19 protein-coding genes are annotated in these 20688 nt (G+C 65.2%); 8 read left to right on the top strand and 11 right to left on the bottom strand.

The features are described 5' to 3' along the window. Position 1: 1 nt before the first annotated feature. The 9 genes from RDU24_RS04860 to RDU24_RS04820 all read right to left on the bottom strand — a co-directional run bounded on the left by RDU24_RS04860 (position 2) and on the right by RDU24_RS04820 (position 7665). A complete protein-coding gene (locus tag RDU24_RS04860) occupies positions 2 to 1171 on the bottom strand; it encodes a branched-chain amino acid ABC transporter substrate-binding protein (protein WP_308734611.1) in 1170 nt (389 codons plus the stop codon). 157 nt (positions 1172 to 1328) lie between these two features. Next, complete coding sequence (locus RDU24_RS04855; protein ID WP_308734610.1) at positions 1329 to 1952, bottom strand: tetratricopeptide repeat protein; 624 nt, start codon at positions 1950 to 1952, stop codon at positions 1329 to 1331. Then, a complete protein-coding gene (locus RDU24_RS04850) occupies positions 1949 to 2074 on the bottom strand; it encodes a CcmD family protein (RefSeq protein WP_308734609.1) in 126 nt (41 codons plus the stop codon). The genes RDU24_RS04855 and RDU24_RS04850 overlap by 4 nt, the downstream gene beginning before the upstream one ends. Positions 2075 to 2076: 2 nt before the next feature. After that, positions 2077 to 2745, bottom strand: a complete 669-nt coding sequence (ccsA, locus tag RDU24_RS04845; RefSeq protein WP_308734608.1) for a cytochrome c biogenesis protein CcsA — start codon at positions 2743 to 2745, stop codon at positions 2077 to 2079. A 27-nt stretch (positions 2746 to 2772) separates the two neighbouring features. Continuing rightward, positions 2773 to 3450: a heme exporter protein CcmB gene (locus RDU24_RS04840; RefSeq protein ID WP_308734607.1), complete on the bottom strand. Its 678-nt coding sequence runs from the start codon at positions 3448 to 3450 to the stop codon at positions 2773 to 2775. After that, entirely contained in the window at positions 3444 to 4151 is a 708-nt protein-coding gene (locus RDU24_RS04835; protein WP_308734606.1) for an ABC transporter ATP-binding protein, read from the bottom strand. Before RDU24_RS04835 ends, RDU24_RS04840 begins: the two co-directional genes overlap by 7 nt. 5 nt (positions 4152 to 4156) lie before the next feature. Further along, the gene (locus tag RDU24_RS04830) at positions 4157 to 6040 is read right to left on the bottom strand and encodes a heme lyase CcmF/NrfE family subunit (protein ID WP_308734605.1); all 1884 of its coding nucleotides are present in this window, start codon (positions 6038 to 6040) and stop codon (positions 4157 to 4159) included. A gap of 69 nt (positions 6041 to 6109) precedes the next feature. Continuing rightward, the gene (locus RDU24_RS04825) at positions 6110 to 6523 is read right to left on the bottom strand and encodes a cytochrome c maturation protein CcmE (RefSeq protein WP_308734604.1); all 414 of its coding nucleotides are present in this window, start codon (positions 6521 to 6523) and stop codon (positions 6110 to 6112) included. A gap of 65 nt (positions 6524 to 6588) precedes the next feature. Continuing rightward, a complete protein-coding gene (locus tag RDU24_RS04820) occupies positions 6589 to 7665 on the bottom strand; it encodes a hemolysin family protein (protein WP_308734603.1) in 1077 nt (358 codons plus the stop codon). A 171-nt stretch (positions 7666 to 7836) separates the two neighbouring features. Between RDU24_RS04820 and RDU24_RS04815 the strand changes: the two genes are divergently transcribed. Next, positions 7837 to 8877 carry a glycosyltransferase family 9 protein gene (locus RDU24_RS04815; protein WP_308734602.1) on the top strand — a complete coding sequence of 347 codons (1041 nt, stop codon included), beginning with the start codon at positions 7837 to 7839 and terminating at the stop codon, positions 8875 to 8877. A 77-nt stretch (positions 8878 to 8954) separates the two neighbouring features. On the opposite strand, the gene RDU24_RS04810 is transcribed toward RDU24_RS04815, so the two are convergent. Further along, the gene (locus RDU24_RS04810; protein ID WP_308734601.1) at positions 8955 to 11621 is read right to left on the bottom strand and encodes a PEP/pyruvate-binding domain-containing protein; all 2667 of its coding nucleotides are present in this window, start codon (positions 11619 to 11621) and stop codon (positions 8955 to 8957) included. Positions 11622 to 11731: 110 nt separating this feature from the next. Beyond that, the gene (locus tag RDU24_RS04805) at positions 11732 to 14272 is read right to left on the bottom strand and encodes a sigma-54 dependent transcriptional regulator (protein WP_308734600.1); all 2541 of its coding nucleotides are present in this window, start codon (positions 14270 to 14272) and stop codon (positions 11732 to 11734) included. 277 nt (positions 14273 to 14549) lie between these two features. Between RDU24_RS04805 and RDU24_RS04800 the strand changes: the two genes are divergently transcribed. From RDU24_RS04800 to RDU24_RS04770, 7 genes are all read left to right on the top strand, one after another. Next, entirely contained in the window at positions 14550 to 14846 is a 297-nt protein-coding gene (locus RDU24_RS04800) for a DVU0150 family protein (RefSeq protein ID WP_308734599.1), read from the top strand. 28 nt (positions 14847 to 14874) lie between these two features. After that, positions 14875 to 15921, top strand: coding sequence for a sulfite exporter TauE/SafE family protein (locus RDU24_RS04795; protein ID WP_308734598.1), 1047 nt, complete (start codon positions 14875 to 14877; stop codon positions 15919 to 15921). Positions 15922 to 15978: 57 nt separating this feature from the next. Further along, positions 15979 to 16590 carry a DUF4881 domain-containing protein gene (locus tag RDU24_RS04790; RefSeq protein ID WP_308734597.1) on the top strand — a complete coding sequence of 204 codons (612 nt, stop codon included), beginning with the start codon at positions 15979 to 15981 and terminating at the stop codon, positions 16588 to 16590. Between the two features lie 73 nt (positions 16591 to 16663). After that, positions 16664 to 16912, top strand: coding sequence for a hypothetical protein (locus tag RDU24_RS04785; protein ID WP_308734596.1), 249 nt, complete (start codon positions 16664 to 16666; stop codon positions 16910 to 16912). Next, a complete protein-coding gene (locus RDU24_RS04780) occupies positions 16912 to 17757 on the top strand; it encodes a hypothetical protein (RefSeq protein WP_308734595.1) in 846 nt (281 codons plus the stop codon). The genes RDU24_RS04785 and RDU24_RS04780 overlap by 1 nt, the downstream gene beginning before the upstream one ends. A gap of 195 nt (positions 17758 to 17952) precedes the next feature. Beyond that, positions 17953 to 19833 carry an NADH-quinone oxidoreductase subunit 5 family protein gene (locus RDU24_RS04775; RefSeq protein WP_308734594.1) on the top strand — a complete coding sequence of 627 codons (1881 nt, stop codon included), beginning with the start codon at positions 17953 to 17955 and terminating at the stop codon, positions 19831 to 19833. Beyond that, positions 19830 to 20684 carry an NADH-quinone oxidoreductase subunit H gene (locus RDU24_RS04770; RefSeq protein ID WP_308734593.1) on the top strand — a complete coding sequence of 285 codons (855 nt, stop codon included), beginning with the start codon at positions 19830 to 19832 and terminating at the stop codon, positions 20682 to 20684. The genes RDU24_RS04775 and RDU24_RS04770 overlap by 4 nt, the downstream gene beginning before the upstream one ends. Positions 20685 to 20688: the final 4 nt, after the last annotated feature.

Below are 20688 nucleotides of genomic sequence, written 5' to 3'. Positions count from 1 at the left end.
GCTACTTCACCAGTACGTACTTGCCGTCTTTCACCTGGTAGACGGAGAAGCTCACGCCCTCGGCGTCGCCCTTGGCGTCGAACTTGATCTTGCCGACCGGGGTCTCGATGTACTCGCTGCGCAGGGCGGCCACGACCTTGTCGTAGTCGGTGCTGCCGGCCTTGGCCACGGCGTTCAGCAGGGCTTGGGCGGCGGCGTAGGCCTGGGAGTAGAAGGCGCCCGGCTCGGAGCCGAATTCCTTCTGGTGGTCGGCCAGGGCCTTCTTGAAGACCTCGTTGTCGGCCAGGATCTGGGGACCGGTGGCGTACACGCCCTCGGCGTCGGGACCGGCGGTCTTGATGAAGGTGTCGTCCTTCACGCCGTCGTCAGACACGAAGGCGATCTTCATGCCCTTCTTGTGCATCTGGGTGACGATCTTGGAGGCCTCGGGGTGGTAGCCGCCGAAGAGCACGCAGTCCGCGCCGGCGGCCTTGATCTTCTGGATGACGGCGGAGTAGTCCACGCCGCCGGGGGTGATGCCCTCGAACAGCACGACCTTGGCGACCTTGCCGTCCTCGATGGCCTTCTTGGCGCTCTCGGCAAAACCCTTGCCGTAGTCGCCCTTGTCGTGGATGACGGCGATCTTCTTGACCTTGAGCTCGGCAGTGGCGAAGCCGGCGGCGGCGTTGCCCTGGATCAGGTCATAGGAGATGGTGCGGAAAAAGTTGGGGTAGTTGCCGCTCTGGGTCAGCTCGGTGCTGGTGGCAGAGGGGCTCATGACCACGACCTTGGCGTCCTTGTAGATGGGCAGGGCGGCCTTGGTGGCGCCGGAGCAGATGTGGCCGATGACGATGCTGACCTTCTCGCTCACGAGCTTGGTGGCGGCGTTGGTGGCCAGTTCAGGCTTGCACTGGTCGTCCATGGGCAGCACTTCGACCATCATGCCGTTCACGCCACCCTTGGCGTTCAATTCCTTGGCCACCAGCTTGGCGGCATTGACGGAGGGCAGGCCGTAGGAGGCCAGATCGCCCGACTGGGCGCCGGCAACGCCGAGCACCAGCTTCTTGGCGGCGGGGGCTTCCTGCTTGGGAGCCTCGGCCTTTGTCTCTTCCTTTTTCTCGCCGCCGCAACCAACGGCCAGCATGCCAGCCAAGGCGACACCAAGAACCGTCATGATCCATTTCGACTTCATCGCGAGTTCCTCCAGATGAGTTCTTTTAACTACATTCACCACATATGATCCAGGCGCGAAAAACACGCGTTTTCCCGCCGCAACAACCTTGAAGCCGGGTATTTTAGAGAGTTATCCGCCCATGTCAAGGCGCACTCGCAACCATCTGGACTCCCTGCTATTTGGCCGCCGCCGCCAGCTCCTGCTCGGCGCTCTTGGTAATCTCCGGGCTTGCGGAGCCGAGCTGCACCACCTTGCGGAAGTGCGCGTCGCCCTCGGCCGGGAGCTTCAAATAATGCTTGAGCAGGATGCCCATGTTGTAATGGGCCATCACGTCGCCGGGCTCCTTCTTCAGCACGGTCTCGAAAGACTTGCGGGCCTGGGGGTACTCCTTGCGCTCGAAACGCACCATGCCCATGGCCCGGTGCACCTGGGGGTCGTCCGGCGAGGTCTTTACGGCCTTGTCCAGATACTCCAGGGCCTTGTCCCAGGCCTGCATCATCATGAAGGTATTGCCGAGCTCAAGCAACACCCTCGGATCGTTCGGGTTCTTATCAACTTCCTGCATGAGCTCGCGCAGGTGCTCCATGTCGATGCCGCCCATGACGCCGCCCATGCCGCCCTTGCCGCCCATCGGGCCACGCTCCTGCTTGATCTCGACCACCAGCCCGGCGCCCTGCATGCGGTACACGAAGGAGCCGACGAACATGGCGAACAGCGCCGCCAGAAGCGCCGCCAGCACGAACTTGCGGCCTGCGCCCAGGGGCGCGGGGGAATTAAGATGACTCGTCGTTGCGCTCACTTAAGCATCTCCAGTTGTTTAAGGCGTCTGTCCACAGCCCGTCCACGCAGGACCAGCCAGGCCCCGTAGGCCGCCAGTAAGAACCACACGGCGACATTGGCCGCCACAAGATATCCGTTCATCGCTACACCTCCCGGCCTTGCAGCAAGGCCTGCGCGCGCTCCTCGGCCCGGCCCACGCCGAAGCGCAGCACAAGCATCGTGAGCCACAAGAGGCCGAAGGCCAACAAATTCGCCAGCACAGCGTGCCACATCTCCGGCTCCATGCCGCCGCCCTGGCTGGCCAGCACCGCGGGGTGCACGCTGCGCCAGATGCGCGCCGAGTAGAACACCAGCGGCACATCGAGGAAGGCCACCACGCCCAGGACAGCGCAGACCATGGCCCGGCGCTCGCCGCCCATATTCGCCCCGCGCAGCACCAGATAGCCGGCGTACACGAACCACATGATGAGCGTCGTGGTGAGCCGGGGGTCCCAGGTCCACCAGACGTTCCAGGCCGCGCGCCCCCAGATGGAGCCCGAGATGAGCGCCAGGCCGGAGAACAGCACGCCAAGCTCCGCTGCGGAGCCCGCCAGGATGTCCGAGGCGGCGCTTCTGGTCATGAGGTGGCGGATGCTTGCGCAAAACACCACGAAGAAGCTCACCAGCGCCCACCAGGCCAGGGGCATGTGGATGTAGAAGATCTTCTGCACCAGGCCCATGGTCTCTTCCACGGGCGCGTAGGCCCAGATGAACCACTGGCCCACGGCCAGGGCCACCACGGAAAGGGCTGCAAGGATTCGTATGCTCGGCATGGTCACACTCCGCGCGGCTTAAAGCCGCTACTCTTCGCCCGTATACAGGAACGGGAACAAAAACGCACCCGCCGCGGTGAACACGGCGTCGAAGGCCACGATGATGCCCGCCCACAGCCCCTGGTCCTGGGCCACGTCGCCGGTGAAGACCCCGGCGAAGATGCGGATGCCGCCCAGGAGCACCGGCAGAAGCAGCGGGAAAAGAATCACCGAGAACAGCGACTCCCGCGCGCCCTGCCCCTGCGCCAGCGCCCCCAAAAGCGCGCCCAGGGCCACCAGGCCCCAGTCCACACCGAGGATCGCCAAAAGCAGCACGCCCCAGGAGCCCTGCACGTCCTGGCCAAGGAACACCGCCGCCGCGGGCAGGAACACGGCCTGGGACAAGAGCAGCAGCCCCAGCCCGGCAAGCCCCTTGCCCAGCCACACGGAATGCTCCGGCACCGGCGAGGACAAAAGCCCCAGGCGGCAGCCCTGGTGCTCCTCCAGGCTGAACAGGTCGTTGAACACCAGCACCAGCCCGAAGGCCGAGGCCAGCCAGAAGATGGCCGCCGCGGCCTGGCCCGAGACCAGCTCACCCGTGGGCCGGGACAGCGAGAACAGGAAAATCAGCAGCAGCCCGAGCAGCATGGCCTGCACCAGGCCCTGCCCGCCGCCCACGGAAAGCCGCAGGTCCTTGGCCGCGATATACCCGGCGCGCCTCAGCACGTGAGCCCCCCCCCGTTCGATGCGGGGTCGAAGCCGCTGGCCGGACCGCAATAGGCCGCGCCGGAGTCCTTCAAATAGAGCACGCTCTCGGCAAAGGGCAGATCCGCCGCCAGATGGTGGCTGACCCAGACCACGCCGGCGCCCGTGCCTTTCAGGGTCTCGATCTCGCGGCGCAGCAGCTCCTGCGAGGCCGGATCAAGCCCGGTGCCCGGCTCGTCCAGAAACACCAGCTTCGGCTTGATGAGGAACACCCGCGCCAAATTCAGGCGCTGGGCCATCCCGCGCGAGAAGGTCCCGGCGGGCTCGTCGGCGACGCGGGAGAGGCCCACGCGCTCAAGCACCGCCTCCACCTCGTCGCGGCTGGGCGAGCGGCCGTACATGCGGCCCCAGAAGGTCAGGTTGGCGCAGGCCGACAGGCGCGGATACTGGAACGTGGCGTGCCCCAGGTAGGCGCAGTCCTCGGGTTCGACGCCGAGGGCGACCTCTCCGGCCGTGGGACGGCTCAGGCCCGCCATGATCTTGAGCAGCGTGGTCTTGCCCGCGCCGTTGCCGCCCACCACCAGCAGGGCCTCCCCCGCCGTCACCTGGGCCGACACATCGCGCAGCACCAGCTTGGAGCCGAAGAACTTGCCCACGCGGCGCGCCTCAAGGCGAAGCTCTGACCGCTTCGGCGAAGCCTGTGTGCTGGCGCTGGCGCTCACGGGTGCTACTCCTGGTCCCGGCCCTTGCGCCTGCGCAGGATGAACAGCGGCGCGACGCTCAAGATGGTGCCGCCGATCCAGACCCAGTTCACCAGGGGGTTCACGTTGAACTTCACCGAGGCCCCGCCGTCTTCTGTCAGGCCGAGCAGCACGGCGAAGATCTCATCACCCAGGCCGGGCAGCACCGCCACCTCGGCGAAGGGCTGCTCGAAGCCACGGTACAGGCGCCGCTCGGGAATCACGGTGCCCAGCACCTTGTCGCCCTTCTTGACCTCGAACTCGGCGATGAGCTGGGCCATGTTCCGGGCGCTCTTCTCGTGCAGTTCCTTCAGGGTCACGGTGTAGCCGCCCACCTCGAAGGACTGGCCCACGGCCACGTCGCGCTCGGCGCTCACCTGATAGGGGCCGGAGAAGGCCACGCCGAGCACCATGAGGCCAAGGCCAAGGTGGATGGCCGCGGCGCCGATGGACTGGCGCGTGCGGAGCTCGGGCAGGAGGCCCAGGGCCAAGAGCGAGGTGGTGATGCAGGACACCGCGCCCGCCGCGCCGAGGAGCGCCAGCGGCAGGCGGTAGCCCATGGCGTAGAACGCCCCGGCGGAAATCACGAAGGCGCTCGCGGCGGCCACAAGACCGCGCTTGTCACGCACGCCCTCTTTCCAGCCGAGCCACGGGCAGGCGGAGAACAGCAGCGCCAGCAGCACGAAGAGCGGCAGGCAGACACGATTGTAGAAGTTGGCGTCCAGGCCGACGGACTTGGCGCTCCAGAGCTTGCTCAGCACCGGCCACATGGTGCCCAGGCCGACCACGAAGCCGAGCGCCAGAAGCGTCCACGCGGCGATGACCAGAAGGCCCTCGCGGCTGAGCAGGCCGCCCAGGGTGCGCTGGCCGTCGGTGTTGGCGAGGGACGCCGAGAAGACTGAAATGGCCGAGAGGAACAGGATGAAGGACAGAAGCGGCGCGGCCACCCCGCCCTCGCCAAAGGCGTGCAGGGATTCCACCACGCCGCTGCGCACGAGGTAGGTTCCGAACACGCAGAGGACGAAGGTGATGCCCATGATGAGGATGTTGCTTTTGACCAGGGCGTTCCTGCGCGCGCCCACGATGGCCGTGTGCAGGAAGGCCGTGCCCGTGCACCAGGGGATCAGCGAGGCGTTCTCAACCGGGTCCCAGGCCCAGTAGCCGCCCCAGCCGAGTTCCATGTAGGACCACCAGCCGCCCAGGATGATGCCCGAGGTCAGGAACACCCAGGCCAGGATGCTCCAGTTGCGCGTGGGGCGGATCCAGTCGGGCTTGTCGCCGGAGAGGGCCGCGCCCAGGGCCGCGCAGGCCGGGATGACATACACGGCGTAGCCGAGCAGCAAAAGCGGCGGATGGAAGATCATGCCGGGGTTGCGCAGGAGCGGGTTCAGGCCCTTGCCGTCGGGCGGGGCCGGAGCGGCCTGCACGAAGGGGTTCACCCAGCAGGTGAGCATGAGCAGGAAGAAGGCCTGGATGACGAAGAACACGATCCAGAACCAGGCGCGGGTGCGCTCGGAAAGCGCGCGGTAGCCCGGCGTGAAGATGAACGCCGCCGCCGAGATGGCCATGACCACGGCCCAGAACAGCAGCGAGCCTTCGCTGCCGGCCCAGAAGGCCGTCAGCACGTAGGCCAGCTCCAAGGTATTGTCCACGTGGCTCATGACGTAGAGGAAGCTGTAGTCCCGCATTATCAGCGCCCGGAGCAGGATGCCCGAGGCGAAGATGAGCAGCGAGGTGACGGCCCACTGGCCGCGCTCGGAGAACACAAGGCGCTCCTGGCGTCCGGCCAGGTAGGCGGCGGCAGTCCAGCCCCCCAGGAACAGGGTGCCGATAAGGGCGAAAAGCATGGTGATGTAGGCGGTCATGTGCATGGCGCGATGCTCCGGTGTGCAGGACGCGTGAGACGGAGGGCCGGGTGCGTTACGCCCCCGCCCTGCGGCCTAGCTCCTGTTCTGCTTCTGGTACTTGGAGGGACACTTGGTGATGAGGGTGCTGGCCTTGAACACGCCGGTTGCCGTGTCCATGCCGCCCTCGACGATGACCTCGGCCCCGGCCTTGAAGGTGTCGGGCACCGCGCCACGATAGCTGACGTGCAGGGTCTTGCCGGGCGTTTCCTTGTCCAGCAGGACAAAACTGACGCCAGGGCCGGGCTGCAGGGACTCGATGCCCTCCGCGGCAACGTTGCCGAACAGGCGGGCCTGCTTGAGCTGGGTGGCGTCCGTGGCCAGGGCCTCGCCCACGTTCAGAAAATAGACGCTGTCCTTGGTCACGCCGGAGGTGACGAGATAGCCCACCCCGCCCAAAAACAGCACAAGGGCTGCGATGTAAATGCCTTTTCCACCTTTGGTGGCCATAGTCTTCCCGTTTGTGTGCGTTGTTGGCTCTTCACTTCCGTACAACGTGCACCTGTTCTTACGTGTTATCGCTGCGATTGTCCACCCGGGCCACCGGCCTGCGGGGCCTTCGCGCCGGGAACCAGTTCACTGCGGCGCATCCGCGCAAGCTCGCGCATGTCCACGAACTGGTCGGTCTCGTCCACTATCTCGCTGCCGAGCATTTCCTCAAGCACGTCCTCCAGGCTCACCACGCCGGCCATGCCGCCGTATTCGTCGAGCACCACGAAGAGGTGCATGCGGCTCTCCAGGAACTTGCGCAGCAGCCGGTCCAGCGTCAGGTTCTCCAGCACGAAGCGCACGGGCCGCATGAGGGAGGAAAGCGGCATGTCCAGGTGGTCGTTGGCCGCGGCCTCGAACACCTGCCTGCGGTAGACCACTCCCACGATCTCCTCGGCGTCCTCGCCCTCGTAGACCGGAATGCGCGTGTGCGGCCAGGTCTTGTTGACCTCCATGGCCTCGCCCACGGTCATGGTCGCCGGGAGCGAGAACACCACGGTGCGCGGCGTCATGATCTGCTCCACGTGCTTGTCGTCCAGCGCCAGGATGTTGCGGATGGCCGACTCCTCGTAGGGCTTGAGGGTGCCCTGGCGCCGCGTGAGGGTCACCAGCGCCCGGATGTCGTCCTCGTCGGCGTCGGGCTCGGTCTGGCGGCTGCGAATGAGCCGCACCAGCCGACCGAAAAGCCAGATCACGGGCATGCTGACCCAGACCATGACCAGCAGCGGCTTGGCTAGGGCCGGGGCCAGCTGCCGGGCATAGGCCACGCCGGTGGTCTTGGGCACAATCTCGCCCAGGAGCAGTATCAACAGAGTGAAGCCCGCCGTGAACAGCACAAGGTGCTGGTCGCCGAAGACATGCACGGCCGCCGCGCCCGCCACGGCCGCCCCGGCGGTGGCCGCCACGGTGTTCAGCGTCAGGATGGCGGTGATGGGCTTTTCCACGTCCATGCGCAGCGCGTAAAGAATCTCGCCAGCCTTCCTGCCTTCCTTGCGCATGCGCTCGATGCGGCTCAAGGGAATGGAATAGAAGGCGGCCTCGGTGATGGAACAGAGGAAGGACACCGCTGTGGCCAGCGCAACCGCGAGGATGAGTTCAAACATAATTTTTATGACCGGTCCAGGCAGGTATGCCGTGCGCCGACCTGGAAATCCACTACCAGCTTCCCCCCAGCAGCGCAACAGCCATAATTCTTGACTTGGCGCGCATTCCCGGCCATGATTTTAGATCGGGGCGCATATGCCCGACATCGTTATTGCTTGGAGTTTTCACGCATGGCCAGGGATTTTCCTGACAGATGGGCGGTCTTTCGCGCCAGCGCCCTCGGCGACGTCACCCTGACCACGGGGGTGCTCGACTGGTGGCACCGCACACAGGGGCTGCGCTTCACCTTCATCACCAGGAGCGCGCTGGCTCCCATCCTGGCCGGGCATCCCGCCGTGGACGAGGTCATCCCCGTGGCCCTGGACGAGATCGACGGGCACGACTGGTGGCGCAAGGCCCGGCGCATCGCCACGGACTGCTCCGGCATGGGCTTTCTCGACCTGCACCGCAGCCTGCGCTCCATGGCGCTGAACCTGCACTGGGACGGCCACACCAGGGACTATCCCAAGTTCGGCATGACAAGGCGCCTGTACCGCCACTTTTCCTTCGGTTACCTTGAACGCCGCTTGAGCGCGCTGAACGTTCCTCAGCGCTACGCCCTGGCGCTGGATGCGACGCCGCCCCCGGTGGAGGAGCTCAGGCCTGTCATCTACCTGTCCGAGGCCGAGACCCAAGCAGCCCGGACACACCTCTCGCACATCGGCCTGACAAAGCCCTTTGTGGCCCTGCACCCCTTCGCCACGCACCCGGACAAGGCCTGGCCCATGGGCTACTGGCTCTCGCTCATCCCTCTCATTGAACGCGCCGGGCTTGACTGGATCATCATCGGCAAGAACCCGGACCACCTGGAAGCCCTGGACGACCCGCGCAACCTGACGGGCCGCACGTCTCTGCGCGAAACCTGCGCGCTCATCGCCCAGGCCAAGGCCCTGGTCACGGCGGACTCCGGCCCGATGCACCTTGGCACCGCCGTGGGCACCCCCGTGGTGGCCCTCTTCGGCCCCACGTCCAGGGCCTGGGGCTTCTACCCCAGCGGGCGCTACGACACGGTGCTCGAGCAGCCCCTGCAATGCCGCCCCTGCTCCCTGCACGGCAGCACCGCCTGCAAGCGCGGCCGGGAATGTCTCACCTCCATCGAGCCAGACGAGGTGGCGGCGCGGCTCTTCCACACCCTGGAACGCGCCGCCGGTTCCACCGTCACAGCGCTTTAGCCGCCCCGCGGCGCCACGCCGCCACGCACAGCCGCGCGCCTTTGCGTTCCTGGCATGACTGCAAACCAGCTGTTGGGCTACGAGGCCTGGTTGTCCTTCGTTTTCCGCATTTTTTGGGCCTGTTCCGTAAGGGGGCAGGACCCGTCCAGCACGTAGCGCCCGGTCAGGAAGCAGTCGGCCAGGGCGTGCACGCTCTTCTCGTCGGTCATGAGCATGTCCGTCTGGCGGGTGAACTGAAGAAGCTTGCCCATGAGCCAGAGCTTCTCAAGGGTCTCCTCGGTATCGCGCTTGTGCAGGCGGCCCACCACGCGGTCGCCGGTCACGTCCACGGAAAAGCCCAGGCCTTCCAGGATCAGCCCGATGGCCCGCGCCCTGCGCGCGCGCTTCACGTCGTCCGCCGCGCCGCCCTTGAAGGAGAAGGTGATGTAGTTCTTGCTCTCGGTGCGGCCGCAGTAGCAGTCGAGCACGCCGTAATGGTACCCCACGCGCGAGCTGAAGTTCAGGTACTTGTCTGAGATGATGGCGTAGCTGCGGTCGCCGAAGCGCTGACCATCGGCCGCCGGGTTCTGGATCATTTGCTGGCCCATGACCGACAAAAGCCCGCCCACCTGCACGGGTCTGGGCGTTGAGAGCTGCTCCTGGTCCAGCACCAGCCCACCCAAGAGCGCCGCGAAAGGCTTGGAGATGACGTCCTCGGGCCGAAGGTTGCGCCCGAGCGGCGCCTCCGGGTCCACGCCGCCGCCCAGGTCGATGACGTGCAGGTCGAGCCCGGTCTGGGCGCGCAGGCGCCGGGACACGCCGGTCTCGCCCGAGGCCATGTCGCTCAGGGTGAACATCTCGCCGTAGGAGCGCTCGTGCAGCAGGCGCATGAGATCGTGCAGGGTCGCGCAGGATGCCACCTTGAAATCCGGCGACTTGGGATCGGTGAGGCGCAAGGGCACGATGTGCCGGGCCACGCGGGTCAGCACCTCATAAACGGGAGTTCCGGCCATGAGGGTGGTCTTCTCGGCCTTGAAGGCCAGCAGCTCGTCCACCGCCCCGGCGTAGACCCTGCCGGTGTAGGCGTCCACCGTGACCATGGCCCCGGGGGGGATGTCGCGGGTGGCTGTCTTGAGCCCAAGGATGGTCGGCACGCCGAACTCCCGCGTGAGCGAGGCCATGTGCCCGGTGATGCTGCCGGAATCCGCCAGGATGGCCTGGGCCTTCTGCATCACCACCATGAACTTTGGCGAGGAGTGCGCCGCCACAAGCACGCCGCCCTCCGGAAACGCCGGAAGGTCGTCGTCGCAGGTGACGTGGAAGGCCGGGCCGGAGCCGACGCCGGGCTGCGCAACCTCGCCGCCCTGAACCAGAATGTCGCGTCCCTCAATGGTCGGCATGCCCGCCGGGACTCCCTGGACCCCCGGCACCACCCCAAGCGGTCTCGACTGCAGCACCAGCAGCTCGCCGCCGGGAGTCAGCGCCCACTCGATGTCCTGGGCCAGGCCGTAGTGCTTCTCCAGCTTGAGCGCATAGTCGGCCAGAACGCCGACCTGGGCCTCGCTCAGGCAGGGGCGCGCCTGGTCCTCCTGCGGCACCGGCTCTTCGACAAGTTTTCCGCCCTGCGCGCAGACAAGCCGGACAGGCTTCTCGGCAACGCGCCAGTCCTTTATGGACAAATCCTTGCGGTCCACCGAAAGGCTGTCCGGCGTGATGACTCCATCCACTGCGTAAGGGCCAAGCCCCCAGACCGCGTTGATAAGGATGCGGTCGTCGCTGGCGTGGAAGGGGTGTCGCGTGTACATGACGCCGCTGGCCACCGAGTCGATCATCTCCAGGCAGGCCACGCTCATTGCCATGTCCTCGTCCACGATGCCCTTGAGCAGGCGGTAGGAGATGGCGCGCGGGGTGTACAGGCTGGCCAGCACGTAGCGATAGTTGGTCAGCAGGCGCTGGCGCGGGACGTTCAGCACAGACAGGTACTGCCCGGCGAAGGAGAGCTCGCTGTCCTCACCCAAGGCGCTAGAGCGCAGGGCCACGCGGAGTTCGTCCGGCTCCAGGCCGCATTCCCTCGCAAGCCGCGAGTGCGCGTCAAGCAGTTCCTGTTCGAGGTCCGCGGGCATGGCCGCGCTCAGGATGGCGCGCTGGATGTCCTCGCTGGCTTCTTCCAGGGAATTCGGGGCATCCGGGATGATGCCGAGCTTGATGCGCTTGATCTCGTCCCACAAGCCCGCCTGCTCGAACAGGAGCCGAAAGGCGCTCGTGGTGATGGCGAACCCGCGCGGCACCGGCAGCCCCACGCGATTCTTCACCTCGCCCAGGTTGGCGCTCTTGCCGCCAACGGCGTCGACCATCTCTCGTGTTATCTGAGAATACGACAGGACACGTTCCTGGTCCTGGAGTTCCTTGCGTGATTCGAGCTCGGCCTTGATGCGCTCCTGCAATTCCTCAACCTTTGCCCGGAGGTTCGGGTTCGGCTTGCCCGAGAGGCTCTCGAAGCTCGCCGCCAGGCGCAAGGCATGGAACACGGCCCGTGTGGCCTGGCTGCGCACGTAGGACATTCCGAAGAGCTGGCCGCCCTGGAGCTTGAGTTCCATGTCCGAGACGATTTTCAACAACTCGGAGTTGGACTCAAGAAGCTCCTGGAAGTGCCTGTACTTCTTTCGGAAAAGCTCCTGCACAGCCAGGTCGTCAACGCAGGCCCTGCCACTGCCGAACAGGAAGCATAAGAAGCGCTTCAAGTTCTCAAGGATTTCGCTATGCATGCCGCGCGCTCCCAGAGAATTTCGCGCAACGAACGCAACACAAAATCGCGCGCAGCAAGATCGCGCAATCCGTAGATGACGCCTTCGCGCAACCGCCAGAAATAGACACGCTACACCTCGCCCAAGGAGTACTGCGTAGCCGGTCCCTTTCCCGTCTTGCGCAGCACGCCGCCCTTGACAAGCGTCTGCAGATCATACTGGGCCGTGCGCTGCGAGACGTCCGCGCCCAGGGCGTTCTGGTAGTCCAGGCGGGTGAAGCTGCCCCCGGCTTTTGCCAGACCGATGGCAATGTCGTGTCGCGGGTTTCCGCTCTTCCCAGACGATTGCGCAATCTGCGGAGGGCGCGGCGAGGACTGGGGCTGATCTTGCGCGACTCCCCTGGGCGGCAATTCATGCGGCCTGGGGGCAAAGGCACGCGCCTCGGCGGAGTCCCAATGCACCTGGGGCGAGAGCATGGTGTCATCGAACACGAGATCCTCGGCGTAGAGCACCTCGCCGTCTGCAAAGGCCATGGCCCGCGTGATGCAGTTCTTGAGCTCGCGCACGTTGCCGGGCCAGTCATGGGCCATGAGCTTTTCCAGCGCCCCCCGCGACAGCCCCATCTCGCCGCGACGCGAATGCAAAGCCGACTCCTTCAGGAAGTGGTTGGCCAGCAGGGGTATGTCCTCCTTGCGCTGGCGCAGCGCCGGGGTCTGGATGGTGATGACCTTGAGGCGGTAGTAGAGGTCTTCGCGGAACTCGCCCCGCTGCACCAGTTCCATGAGGTCCACGTTGGTGGCGGCCACCACGCGCACGTTGAAGTCGATCTCCTGGTCGCTGCCCAGAGGCCGGATGCGGCGCACGGACAGCGCGCGCAGCAACGCCTTCTGGACCTTGTCCGAGGCGGTGCCGATCTCGTCCAGGAACAGGGTTCCCTCGTTGGCCGCCAGGAACGCGCCCTTGCGGTCGGCATTGGCCTCGGTGAAGGCGCCCTTGACGTGGCCGAAGAGCGCGTCGAGGAGCAGGTTCTCGTCCAACCCGCCGCAATTGATGGATATGAACGGCTTGGTCGAACGCGAGCTGAACTTGTGGATGCCCTCGGCCGTCAGCTCCTTGCCTGTGCCGGTCTCGCCCACCACCAGCACATCCGCCTCCGAGCCCGCGGCCTTGCGGATCATGCTCTGCAAGGAGTTCATGAGCGGGCTCTGGCCGATCAGGTCCGGTATCTCGCCCACCAGCTGCCAGCCAAGGCTCGCCGGAAGCTCACCGTCAAAGGACACCTTCTGCCGCTGCGAGACCATCTGGATGTGCTCATCACGCTGGCGAATCTGCTCCTGCTTGTCCTGGATGGCCTTGATCATCTTGTTCAGCGCATCCTTCAGCACCATTGACTCGCGGTCGTAGCTGGCCAGCCGCACTGGCCGCAGCGAGTTTTCCTCAAAGATGGCGCTGATCTCCGCGGCCAGCGTCAGCACGGGCCGGGTGATCACCCTGCTGATGAAGATCACCAGCAGCACGATGAGCGCGACCACGACGACGGTGATGACGGCCATGACGTCCATGTGCCGGAACTCTGCCGCGTCGGCCAGGCGGCTGCGGTCGACATAGGCCAGGCCGCCGATGATTTCGGCGTCCTTGTCCGGCTGGGCGCGGAAGCGAACCGGCGCATAGACGAGGAAGTGCTGGTCGCTCAGAATGCCCGCCGCGGTGGGCAGCGCCTCCGCCTCCATGAGCCCCTGCTGCCCGGCCTGTGTCTCCACGATCATGCGCCAGTAAGACTCGTGCCGTGTCGACGGACGAAACGCCTTGTGGTACTCGGGCATGCCGTAGTCGCCCGTCATGCCCAACCGGGCGATTTCGACGGACAGCTCCTTGCCGCGGTCCTCGTGGTTTTCAGACTGGAAGAGCATCCAGCCTTCCGCGTCGAAGAAGAAGCTGAAGCGGTTCTCACTGGACCGCGCGAACGAGAAAAGGGGCGATTTCGGGGAGTTGTACAGGGACAGGATGTTGCGCAGGGCCAAGGCGTCGATGGAGACGATGAGGTGCCCGCGCAGCTTGGACTGGGCATCGAACACCGGCGTGAGCATGCGGTAGACGTCCATGCTGCGGGCGCGGGGAGCCTCGGGAAATGCTGAAGGCGGATAGGCGACCTCGGTCAGCTCAGAGAGCTGCGTGCAGCCGGGGCGGATCTCATGGGCCTTCTGCGCCAGCACCATGGGGCTGTTCTTGATGAACTGGTACTGGCCTTGGCTGATTTCGGCCAGCTTGCCATCCACCGGGACCAGCAGCAGCGTGTCCGCCTCGTTCAACCCCACGAAGGCCAGTTCCGCCACTATGCCGGGACGATACACCGACCACTGCCTGTACGCGGCGGTGAGGGAATCGCGCCCCACCTGCCCTGACTCCGCTACCACCACAATCCCCTTGCGGAAGAACTCCAGCAGCGCCTCGAAGTCCATCGCCTGCGCCAGGTTCTGGGTCTGCGCCGTGCGATGCAGGGACTGGTTCAGGTAACGGGTGGAATAGAGGTTGGTCACATAGCCGGTGAACACCAGAATCAAGGCGATGGAAGGAATAAGCGACACAAGGAGCTTTTTCTGCACGCTCCAGGTGGCGAAGAAATGCTGCCTCGCATCGGCCTCCGCCTTCGCACGATTGGGACTCCACGCCATCAATCCCCCTCCGCCATCACAGGCGCCGATTCGCGCAAAAATGAACGTTTTCAACCGCAAAACAACCTTGCGCAATGCCGCAAGTCGCGCACACCAGTTTTGCACGACTAAAACATTTCCAATGATTCCGTCAAGCTTTTTCGCGTGGCACAGGCCTTGCTCAAGGAATAATCACGAAAGACGGACAATGCCGGCCAAGTGGGTTCAAGTCCGCACCACGGTGGCCGGAACAGTGGCAGGGGTCTAGTAGAAACGTCATTTTGGAAGGAGGAGCCCAATGAAAATCCGCTTCACGAAGCTGTTCACATGGTGCCTGTTCGTGGGTCTGGCGCTGCCGGAGTTCGCACTGGCCGCAGCGGCCAAGGTTTCAAACATCGTCATCGTGGCCGACACTCGCAAGTTCTCCGGCTGGGAAGCCTGGTGGACCAACCTGTACAACGAGAGCCATCTGTATTTCGCGCTGCTGACCATGGCTCTCATCCCGACCATCGGCGTGCTCTTCGGCACCTTTGCCGACTTCCTCATGAGCTTCATCGGCATCGACCTGAAGTCCCGCGAGATCGCGGACCACTAACCAAGGCCAAACAAGAGGAGAGTGCGATATGGAATGGTTGTACGTGCTCATGCCCATCGCGGGCGTGAAAATCTTCTGGCCTGGCCTCATCATCCTTGGCGTGGGCGTTGGCATCATCGGCGGGTTCTTCGGCATGGGCGGCGCGTGGATGGTGACTCCCGGCCTGAACATCCTGGGCTTCCCCATGGCCTTCGCCATCGGCACGGACATCGCCCACATGGCGGGCAAGTCCCTCATCTCCACCATGCGCCACGGCAAGTTCGGCAACGTCGACTACAAGCTCGGCATCGTCATGCTCATCGGAACCGTGGTGGGCTTTGAAATCGGCGCGCAAATGATCATGTGGCTGGAGCGCCTGGGCAGCGTCGAGAAGGTCGTGCGCTACCTGTACGTGGTGCTGCTGGCCTGCATCGCCTGGATGGTCTTCCACGACATCAACGTGAAGAAGCGCAAGGAAGCCGAGATGCTCGCCTCCGGCGGCGACATCAAGGACGCCAAGGGCGTCGAGTGGCACAAGACCTTCCACGCCATCAAGATCCCGCCCATGATGCACTTCAACGAGGCCGGCATCTACTGCTCCATGTGGCTGCCCGTGGCCGTGAGCTTCTTCACCGGCTGGCTGGCCGGCATCCTGGGCATCGGCGGCGGCCTCATCCGCATGCCTTCGCTCATCTACCTCGTCGGCTGCCCGACCCACGTGGCCGTCGGCACCGACCTGTTCGAAGTCGCCATCTCCGGCCTGTACGGCGCTGGCACCTATACCTACAAGGGCCGCACCGAGCTCGTGGCCGCCGTCATCATGCTCATCGGCGCCTCCATGGGTGCCCAGGTGGGCGCTGTGGCCACCAAGTACATCAAGGGTTACGGCATCCGTTACGCCTTCGGCCTCGCGGTCGTGGGCTGCATGGTCTCCATCATCCTGAAGCTTGCCGCCAAGCAGTACAACATGCCGATCCTGGACGACGTTTCCACCTTCTTCGTCCTCGGCGTCGTGTCCACGCTGTCCCTGTACATCCTCGTCAGGTTCATCGCCGGCTGCAAGAGGGAACTGGCCATGATCGCGGCCAGGGGCTAGGCGCACCGCACGCTGCGCAGAACATCAACGCGACCTAGAAAACGAAGGAGACTCGATATGAACGGCAAAAGCATGTGGCGCACCATCCTCGTGGCCCTGCCCCTGATGCTGCTCCTCGGCTGCACGGACTACGGCAAGGTCGATCAGGGCCGTGTGGTCAAGTTTGATCCCGCGACCAGGACCATGACCTTCATCCGGGACAAGGCCAACGACACCCAGAACCCGGACTACACGTATCTGCCGCCCATCACCTACGTGCTGCCCACGGACCCGGCCGAGAACGGCCCGGACCCCAAGGCCGGCGGGCGCATGAAGATCGACAACAAGAAGAACCAGATCACCATCTATGATCCGGCCACGCAGAACTTCAAGACCATCGACTTCGTCATGGTCGACTTCAAGGAGAACATCGACAAGAACCATCCGCTTGTCTACGACAAGGAAGCGGACAAGGCCAAGAAGTTCCCCGTGGTCGACAAGGACAAGAAGACCGTGACCATCTACTCCGGCCGCCAGAAGACCCTCTCGGTCATCCAGCTGCCCGAGGAGTACTTCGCCATGCCCGAGAGCACCTGGGACGCCGGCGACGAAGCCCGCGTGTACTACAAGGAAGACGGCAAGGCCCTGCGCTACATGAACATCACCAAGACCAACATCTTCAAGAAGTAGACGGCGAACGGCCGGTGGGTCGGGGACTTCCAACCCGGCCCGCCGCCACACAAGAAACAGAAGGAGCCAGACCATGATCTTCCGCGACGAATCCGAAAACCCCAGAATCAGCATGAACTGGCGTCAGAAGTTCTTCATCGTGGTCCTCGACCTGGCCATCCTCGTCGAACTCTGCATCGCCATGGCCAGCGCCAGCGCCAACCCGGAGACCTTCACCCCGTCCTTCATGAAGCCGTTCTTCCTGATGTTCATCCCCACCATGGTCATCGGGTTCGTGGGCTTCCGCAAGCTGCGCGACCGCGTCCAGCAGAGCGCAGGCTGATGAGCTACGCCGCGCTCTACGCCCAGCGCAGGCTCTGCGGGCAGGTCGGCTGCGTCCTCATGCTGCTGATCCTGGCCGCGCTGTTTGACGGCGTGATCGCTGGCGGGCTCAAGGACCCGAACCGCCTGGACGCGCTGGCGGGGCAGACGGTCAGCCTGAGCGAGCAGTTGCCGCGCGGCGCGAAGGACATGCACGACATCGAGCCGCGCCCCTCCGACGCGCGAATTTCCGTCAAGGTCAAGGAGCAGTACTCCGGCTTCTGGATGGGCGGCTCCATCTGGCGGGCGGAGGCCGAACTGGCCCCGGACCTGCCCGTGGGCGTGCACCGGGTAGCCATGTTCTACCACAACGGCACCGACGCAGGAGAGCGCCAGGCCTTCACCATCAGCGTGCACCCGGACGCAGGCGCCATCAGGGCCGCCTCGAGCTCTCTGACCATGCGCACCCTCGGGATCTCGCCCTACGTCCTTGTGCTGTGCCTGCTGGGGCTGGCCCTTCTCCCGATGGCCGCCAGCTTCGTGCTCACCCGCAAGATTGCGCAGGCCCTGCGCGCGGCTGGCATGGCCGAAATCTTCCGCGCCATGGCCCCGCCAAAGGACAGCCCGCTGGACGACGCTCCAGAGGACGACCGTGATGCCGACGACGGCCAGCGCATTTTCTTCAGCCCCGGACCGGTTCACGGCCTGAAGGCCGGCATGCTGGTGGACGTGCTGGACGAACGCGCCCACTCTGTCCTCGGCCAGGCAAAAATTGTCGATTCCGTCGACAATAACGTTGTCGCCAGCATGCAAAACGGTGTGCAGGTGCGCCCCGGCTCGTTGATCCGCCGACCTGCCGCCACATAAATTCCAACAAATTTATTCTCATACCGCAGCCCTTGGCATTTCTGGATCGGCTCGAATTTCCACACCCTTTTCCCCACCCCAAAAACTACTCCATTTGGCGCGAGGCAGCCTTTCCCCCTCTTCCCCTGAAAATAAAATTCGGGTAAAGGGCTGCGTTCCTATAAGTTCATCATGTTTTTGAGGGGGTTTCATCACATGATAGATGCGTACATCGGGCTTCTGGTTCTCTGGCCCGTGGCCGCGGGACTCGCCTGTCTGGTGCTTCGGGCACCAGCCTTGCGGTCCATGCTGGTCATGGCCACCGCTGCGGTTCTGGCCGCGGCCGCCGTGGGTCTTGCCACCCAGGCGCCGCTCACGGCGAGCCCCGCGTTCCTGGCTTCCGCCACTGCGCTGCACGTGGCGCAGGCGGCGTCCTTCCTCTTCCCGGTCTATTTCCTGCTGATGGGCCTGAAAGAGAAGCACCCGCTCGTCATCGTCTTCGCGCTGCTGCAGCTCGGCCTGGCCGCCTTTGGCGAGTTCGGCCTGGCCGCGCCGGCAGAGGTCAAGACCGCCGTGGTCTGCGACGGCCTGTCCCTGGCGCTCGTGCTGGTGGTGTCCCTCGTGGGCTCGCTCATCAGCATCTTCGCCCTGCCCTACATGAAGCACCACGAGGAGCACCTGCACCTGAAGACCTCGCGCCAGCCGCAGTTCTTCATGATCCTCCTGGCTTTCCTGGGCTTCATGAACGGCCTGGCCCTGTCCAACAACCTGCACGTCTTCTCGGCCTTCTACGAGGCCACCACCCTGTGCTCCTTCCTGCTCATCGGGCACGACCAGACCGCTGACGCCAAGAAGAGCGGCCTGCGCGCCCTGTGGATGAACAGCATGGGCGGCGTGTTCCTGCACGCGGGCATCCTGCTCATCCAGAAGCAGCACGGCATCGCCGACATCCAGGCGCTGGTGAGCCCGGCCCTGTGGACCGGCACCACGCTGCTGCCCCTGGCGCTCATCGCCATGGCCGCCTGCGTCAAGGCCGCCCAGCTGCCCTTCCAGGCCTGGCTGCTCGGCGCCATGGTGGCGCCCACGCCGGTCTCCGCGCTGCTGCACTCCAGCACCATGGTCAAGGTGGGCGTGTTCGTGTGCCTGCGCCTGGCCCCGGTGTTCGAAGGCACCTCCACCGGCCGCGTGCTGACCCTGGCCGGAGCCTTCACCTTCCTGGCCGCCAGCGCCCTGGCCCTGGGCCAGAGCAACGCCAAGAAGATCCTGGCCTACTCCACCGCCGCCAACCTGGGCCTCATCATCGCCTGCGCCGGCATCGGCACGCCTGTAGCCATCGCCGCGGGCGTGGTGCTGATGGTCATCCACGCCTGCACCAAGGGACTGCTGTTCCTCTGCGTGGGCGACATGGAGCAGACCATCGGCAGCCGCGACCTGGAAGACCTGCGCGGCATGATCGCCACCTCTCCGGTGACGGCCCTGGCCGCCAGCGCCGGTTCCATGGCCATGGTGCTGCCGCCGCTCGGCATGCTTGTCGGCAAGTGGGCCGCCCTTGAGGCCGCCGCCGCAAGCCCGGTGTCCATGGTCATGATGGCCGTGGGCAGCGCCCTTGGCGTCGTCTGCTGGGTGCGCTTCACCGGCACCCTCATGAGCGGCGTGTCCATGGGCTCCAAGGCCGACCCGGCCGCCCACACCTCAAGCCTCTCCACCGGCCCGATCCTGACCATGCTGGCCGGGGCCGTGGGCCTCGGCATGGCCGCCCCCTGGCTGAACGCCATGCTCCTGCCCGCTGGCGTGGGCAACGCCCTCGGCGGTGGCTGGGGCCTCATGCCGCCGCTGTTCATCACCGCCATGCTGGCCTGGATCGTCGGCATCAAGGTGCTGGGCCGCCAGAGCCAGGCCAAGCTCGCCACGCCATACATCGGCGGGCTGCCCTCCAAGGAGGCCGGAAGCTTCGTCGGCGCGCTGGGCCGCAACTGGACGCTGTCCGAGGGCAACGAGTACGCCACGGAGTTCTTCGGCGAACCGAAACTGACCAAGCTGGCCGGTGTCGTCGCCGTCGCCTTGCTGCTCGCCCTGGTGGGAGGTGCGCTCATATGAATCTGAATACATTCTACCTGGCCGTCGCCGGACTCATCCTCGCCCCGCTCGTGGGCGGGCTTGTGGCCGGTGTCGATCGCGTCGTCACCGCCCGCCTGCAGTCGCGCATGGGCCCGCCGCTCATGCAGCCCTTCTACGACGTGGGCAAGCTCATGAGCAAGGTCATCGCCCCGGCCAGCCACTGGCAGGGCATGTTCGTGCGCTGGGCGCTGGTGGCCTCGCTGGCCTCCGACGTCATGCTCGCCGCCGGGGCCGACGTGCTGATGTGCTTCTTCGTCCAGGCCGCCAGCGCAAGCTTCGTGGCCCTGGGAGCCTTCTGCGGCAACTCGCCCTACAGCAAGCTCGGCGCCCAGCGCGAGCTGTTCCAGCTCCTGGCCTACGAGCCGGTGTTCATGGTCGGCATCCTGTGCATGGCCAAGGCCGCCGGAGCCTTTGACGCTTACAGCTTCATGGCCGCCCAGGGGCCGCTGCTCTTCAAGATGCCGCTCATCGTGCCCGGCCTGTTGTTCGTGGTGCTGGTGAAGCTGCGCAAGAGCCCGTTCGACATCGCGGCCAGCCACCACATGCACCAGGAAGTTGTGCGCGGCGTGTACACCGACTACGCCGGACGCGACTTCGCCCTGCTTGAGATCGCCCACTGGGCGGACGTGACCGTGGTGCTCTGGATCTGCTCGTTCCTGTGGGCCACCAGCCCGCTCACCATGGTCGTCACCGCGGGCCTGTTCCTGTTCGCGGCGCTCGTCATCGACAACATCAGCGCGCGCCTGACCTGGCGCACCATGCTGGGGCGCGTTGCTCCCATCACCCTGATCCTGGCCACGGCGAACCTCGTCTGGCTGTATCTGGAGTAAGCTC

The sequence above is a fragment of the Humidesulfovibrio sp. genome (genome assembly GCF_031082295.1).
In the GTDB taxonomy this organism is placed as follows: Bacteria; Desulfobacterota; Desulfovibrionia; order Desulfovibrionales; family Desulfovibrionaceae; genus Humidesulfovibrio.
This window is presented reverse-complemented; position numbering and strand designations above follow the sequence as displayed.

Coding starts and splice junctions, on each gene's coding strand:
- RDU24_RS04860 (WP_308734611.1), bottom strand. CDS start 1,171: ATGAAGTCGAAATGGATCATGACGGTTCTTGGTGTCGCCTTGGCTGGC.
- RDU24_RS04850 (WP_308734609.1), bottom strand. CDS start 2,074: ATGAACGGATATCTTGTGGCGGCCAATGTCGCCGTGTGGTTCTTACTG.
- ccsA (WP_308734608.1), bottom strand. CDS start 2,745: ATGCCGAGCATACGAATCCTTGCAGCCCTTTCCGTGGTGGCCCTGGCC.
- RDU24_RS04830 (WP_308734605.1), bottom strand. CDS start 6,040: ATGCACATGACCGCCTACATCACCATGCTTTTCGCCCTTATCGGCACC.
- RDU24_RS04825 (WP_308734604.1), bottom strand. CDS start 6,523: ATGGCCACCAAAGGTGGAAAAGGCATTTACATCGCAGCCCTTGTGCTG.
- RDU24_RS04820 (WP_308734603.1), bottom strand. CDS start 7,665: ATGTTTGAACTCATCCTCGCGGTTGCGCTGGCCACAGCGGTGTCCTTC.
- RDU24_RS04815 (WP_308734602.1), top strand. CDS start 7,837: ATGGCCAGGGATTTTCCTGACAGATGGGCGGTCTTTCGCGCCAGCGCC.
- RDU24_RS04810 (WP_308734601.1), bottom strand. CDS start 11,621: ATGCATAGCGAAATCCTTGAGAACTTGAAGCGCTTCTTATGCTTCCTG.
- RDU24_RS04805 (WP_308734600.1), bottom strand. CDS start 14,272: ATGGCGTGGAGTCCCAATCGTGCGAAGGCGGAGGCCGATGCGAGGCAG.
- RDU24_RS04800 (WP_308734599.1), top strand. CDS start 14,550: ATGAAAATCCGCTTCACGAAGCTGTTCACATGGTGCCTGTTCGTGGGT.
- RDU24_RS04795 (WP_308734598.1), top strand. CDS start 14,875: ATGGAATGGTTGTACGTGCTCATGCCCATCGCGGGCGTGAAAATCTTC.
- RDU24_RS04790 (WP_308734597.1), top strand. CDS start 15,979: ATGAACGGCAAAAGCATGTGGCGCACCATCCTCGTGGCCCTGCCCCTG.
- RDU24_RS04785 (WP_308734596.1), top strand. CDS start 16,664: ATGATCTTCCGCGACGAATCCGAAAACCCCAGAATCAGCATGAACTGG.
- RDU24_RS04780 (WP_308734595.1), top strand. CDS start 16,912: ATGAGCTACGCCGCGCTCTACGCCCAGCGCAGGCTCTGCGGGCAGGTC.
- RDU24_RS04775 (WP_308734594.1), top strand. CDS start 17,953: ATGATAGATGCGTACATCGGGCTTCTGGTTCTCTGGCCCGTGGCCGCG.
- RDU24_RS04770 (WP_308734593.1), top strand. CDS start 19,830: ATGAATCTGAATACATTCTACCTGGCCGTCGCCGGACTCATCCTCGCC.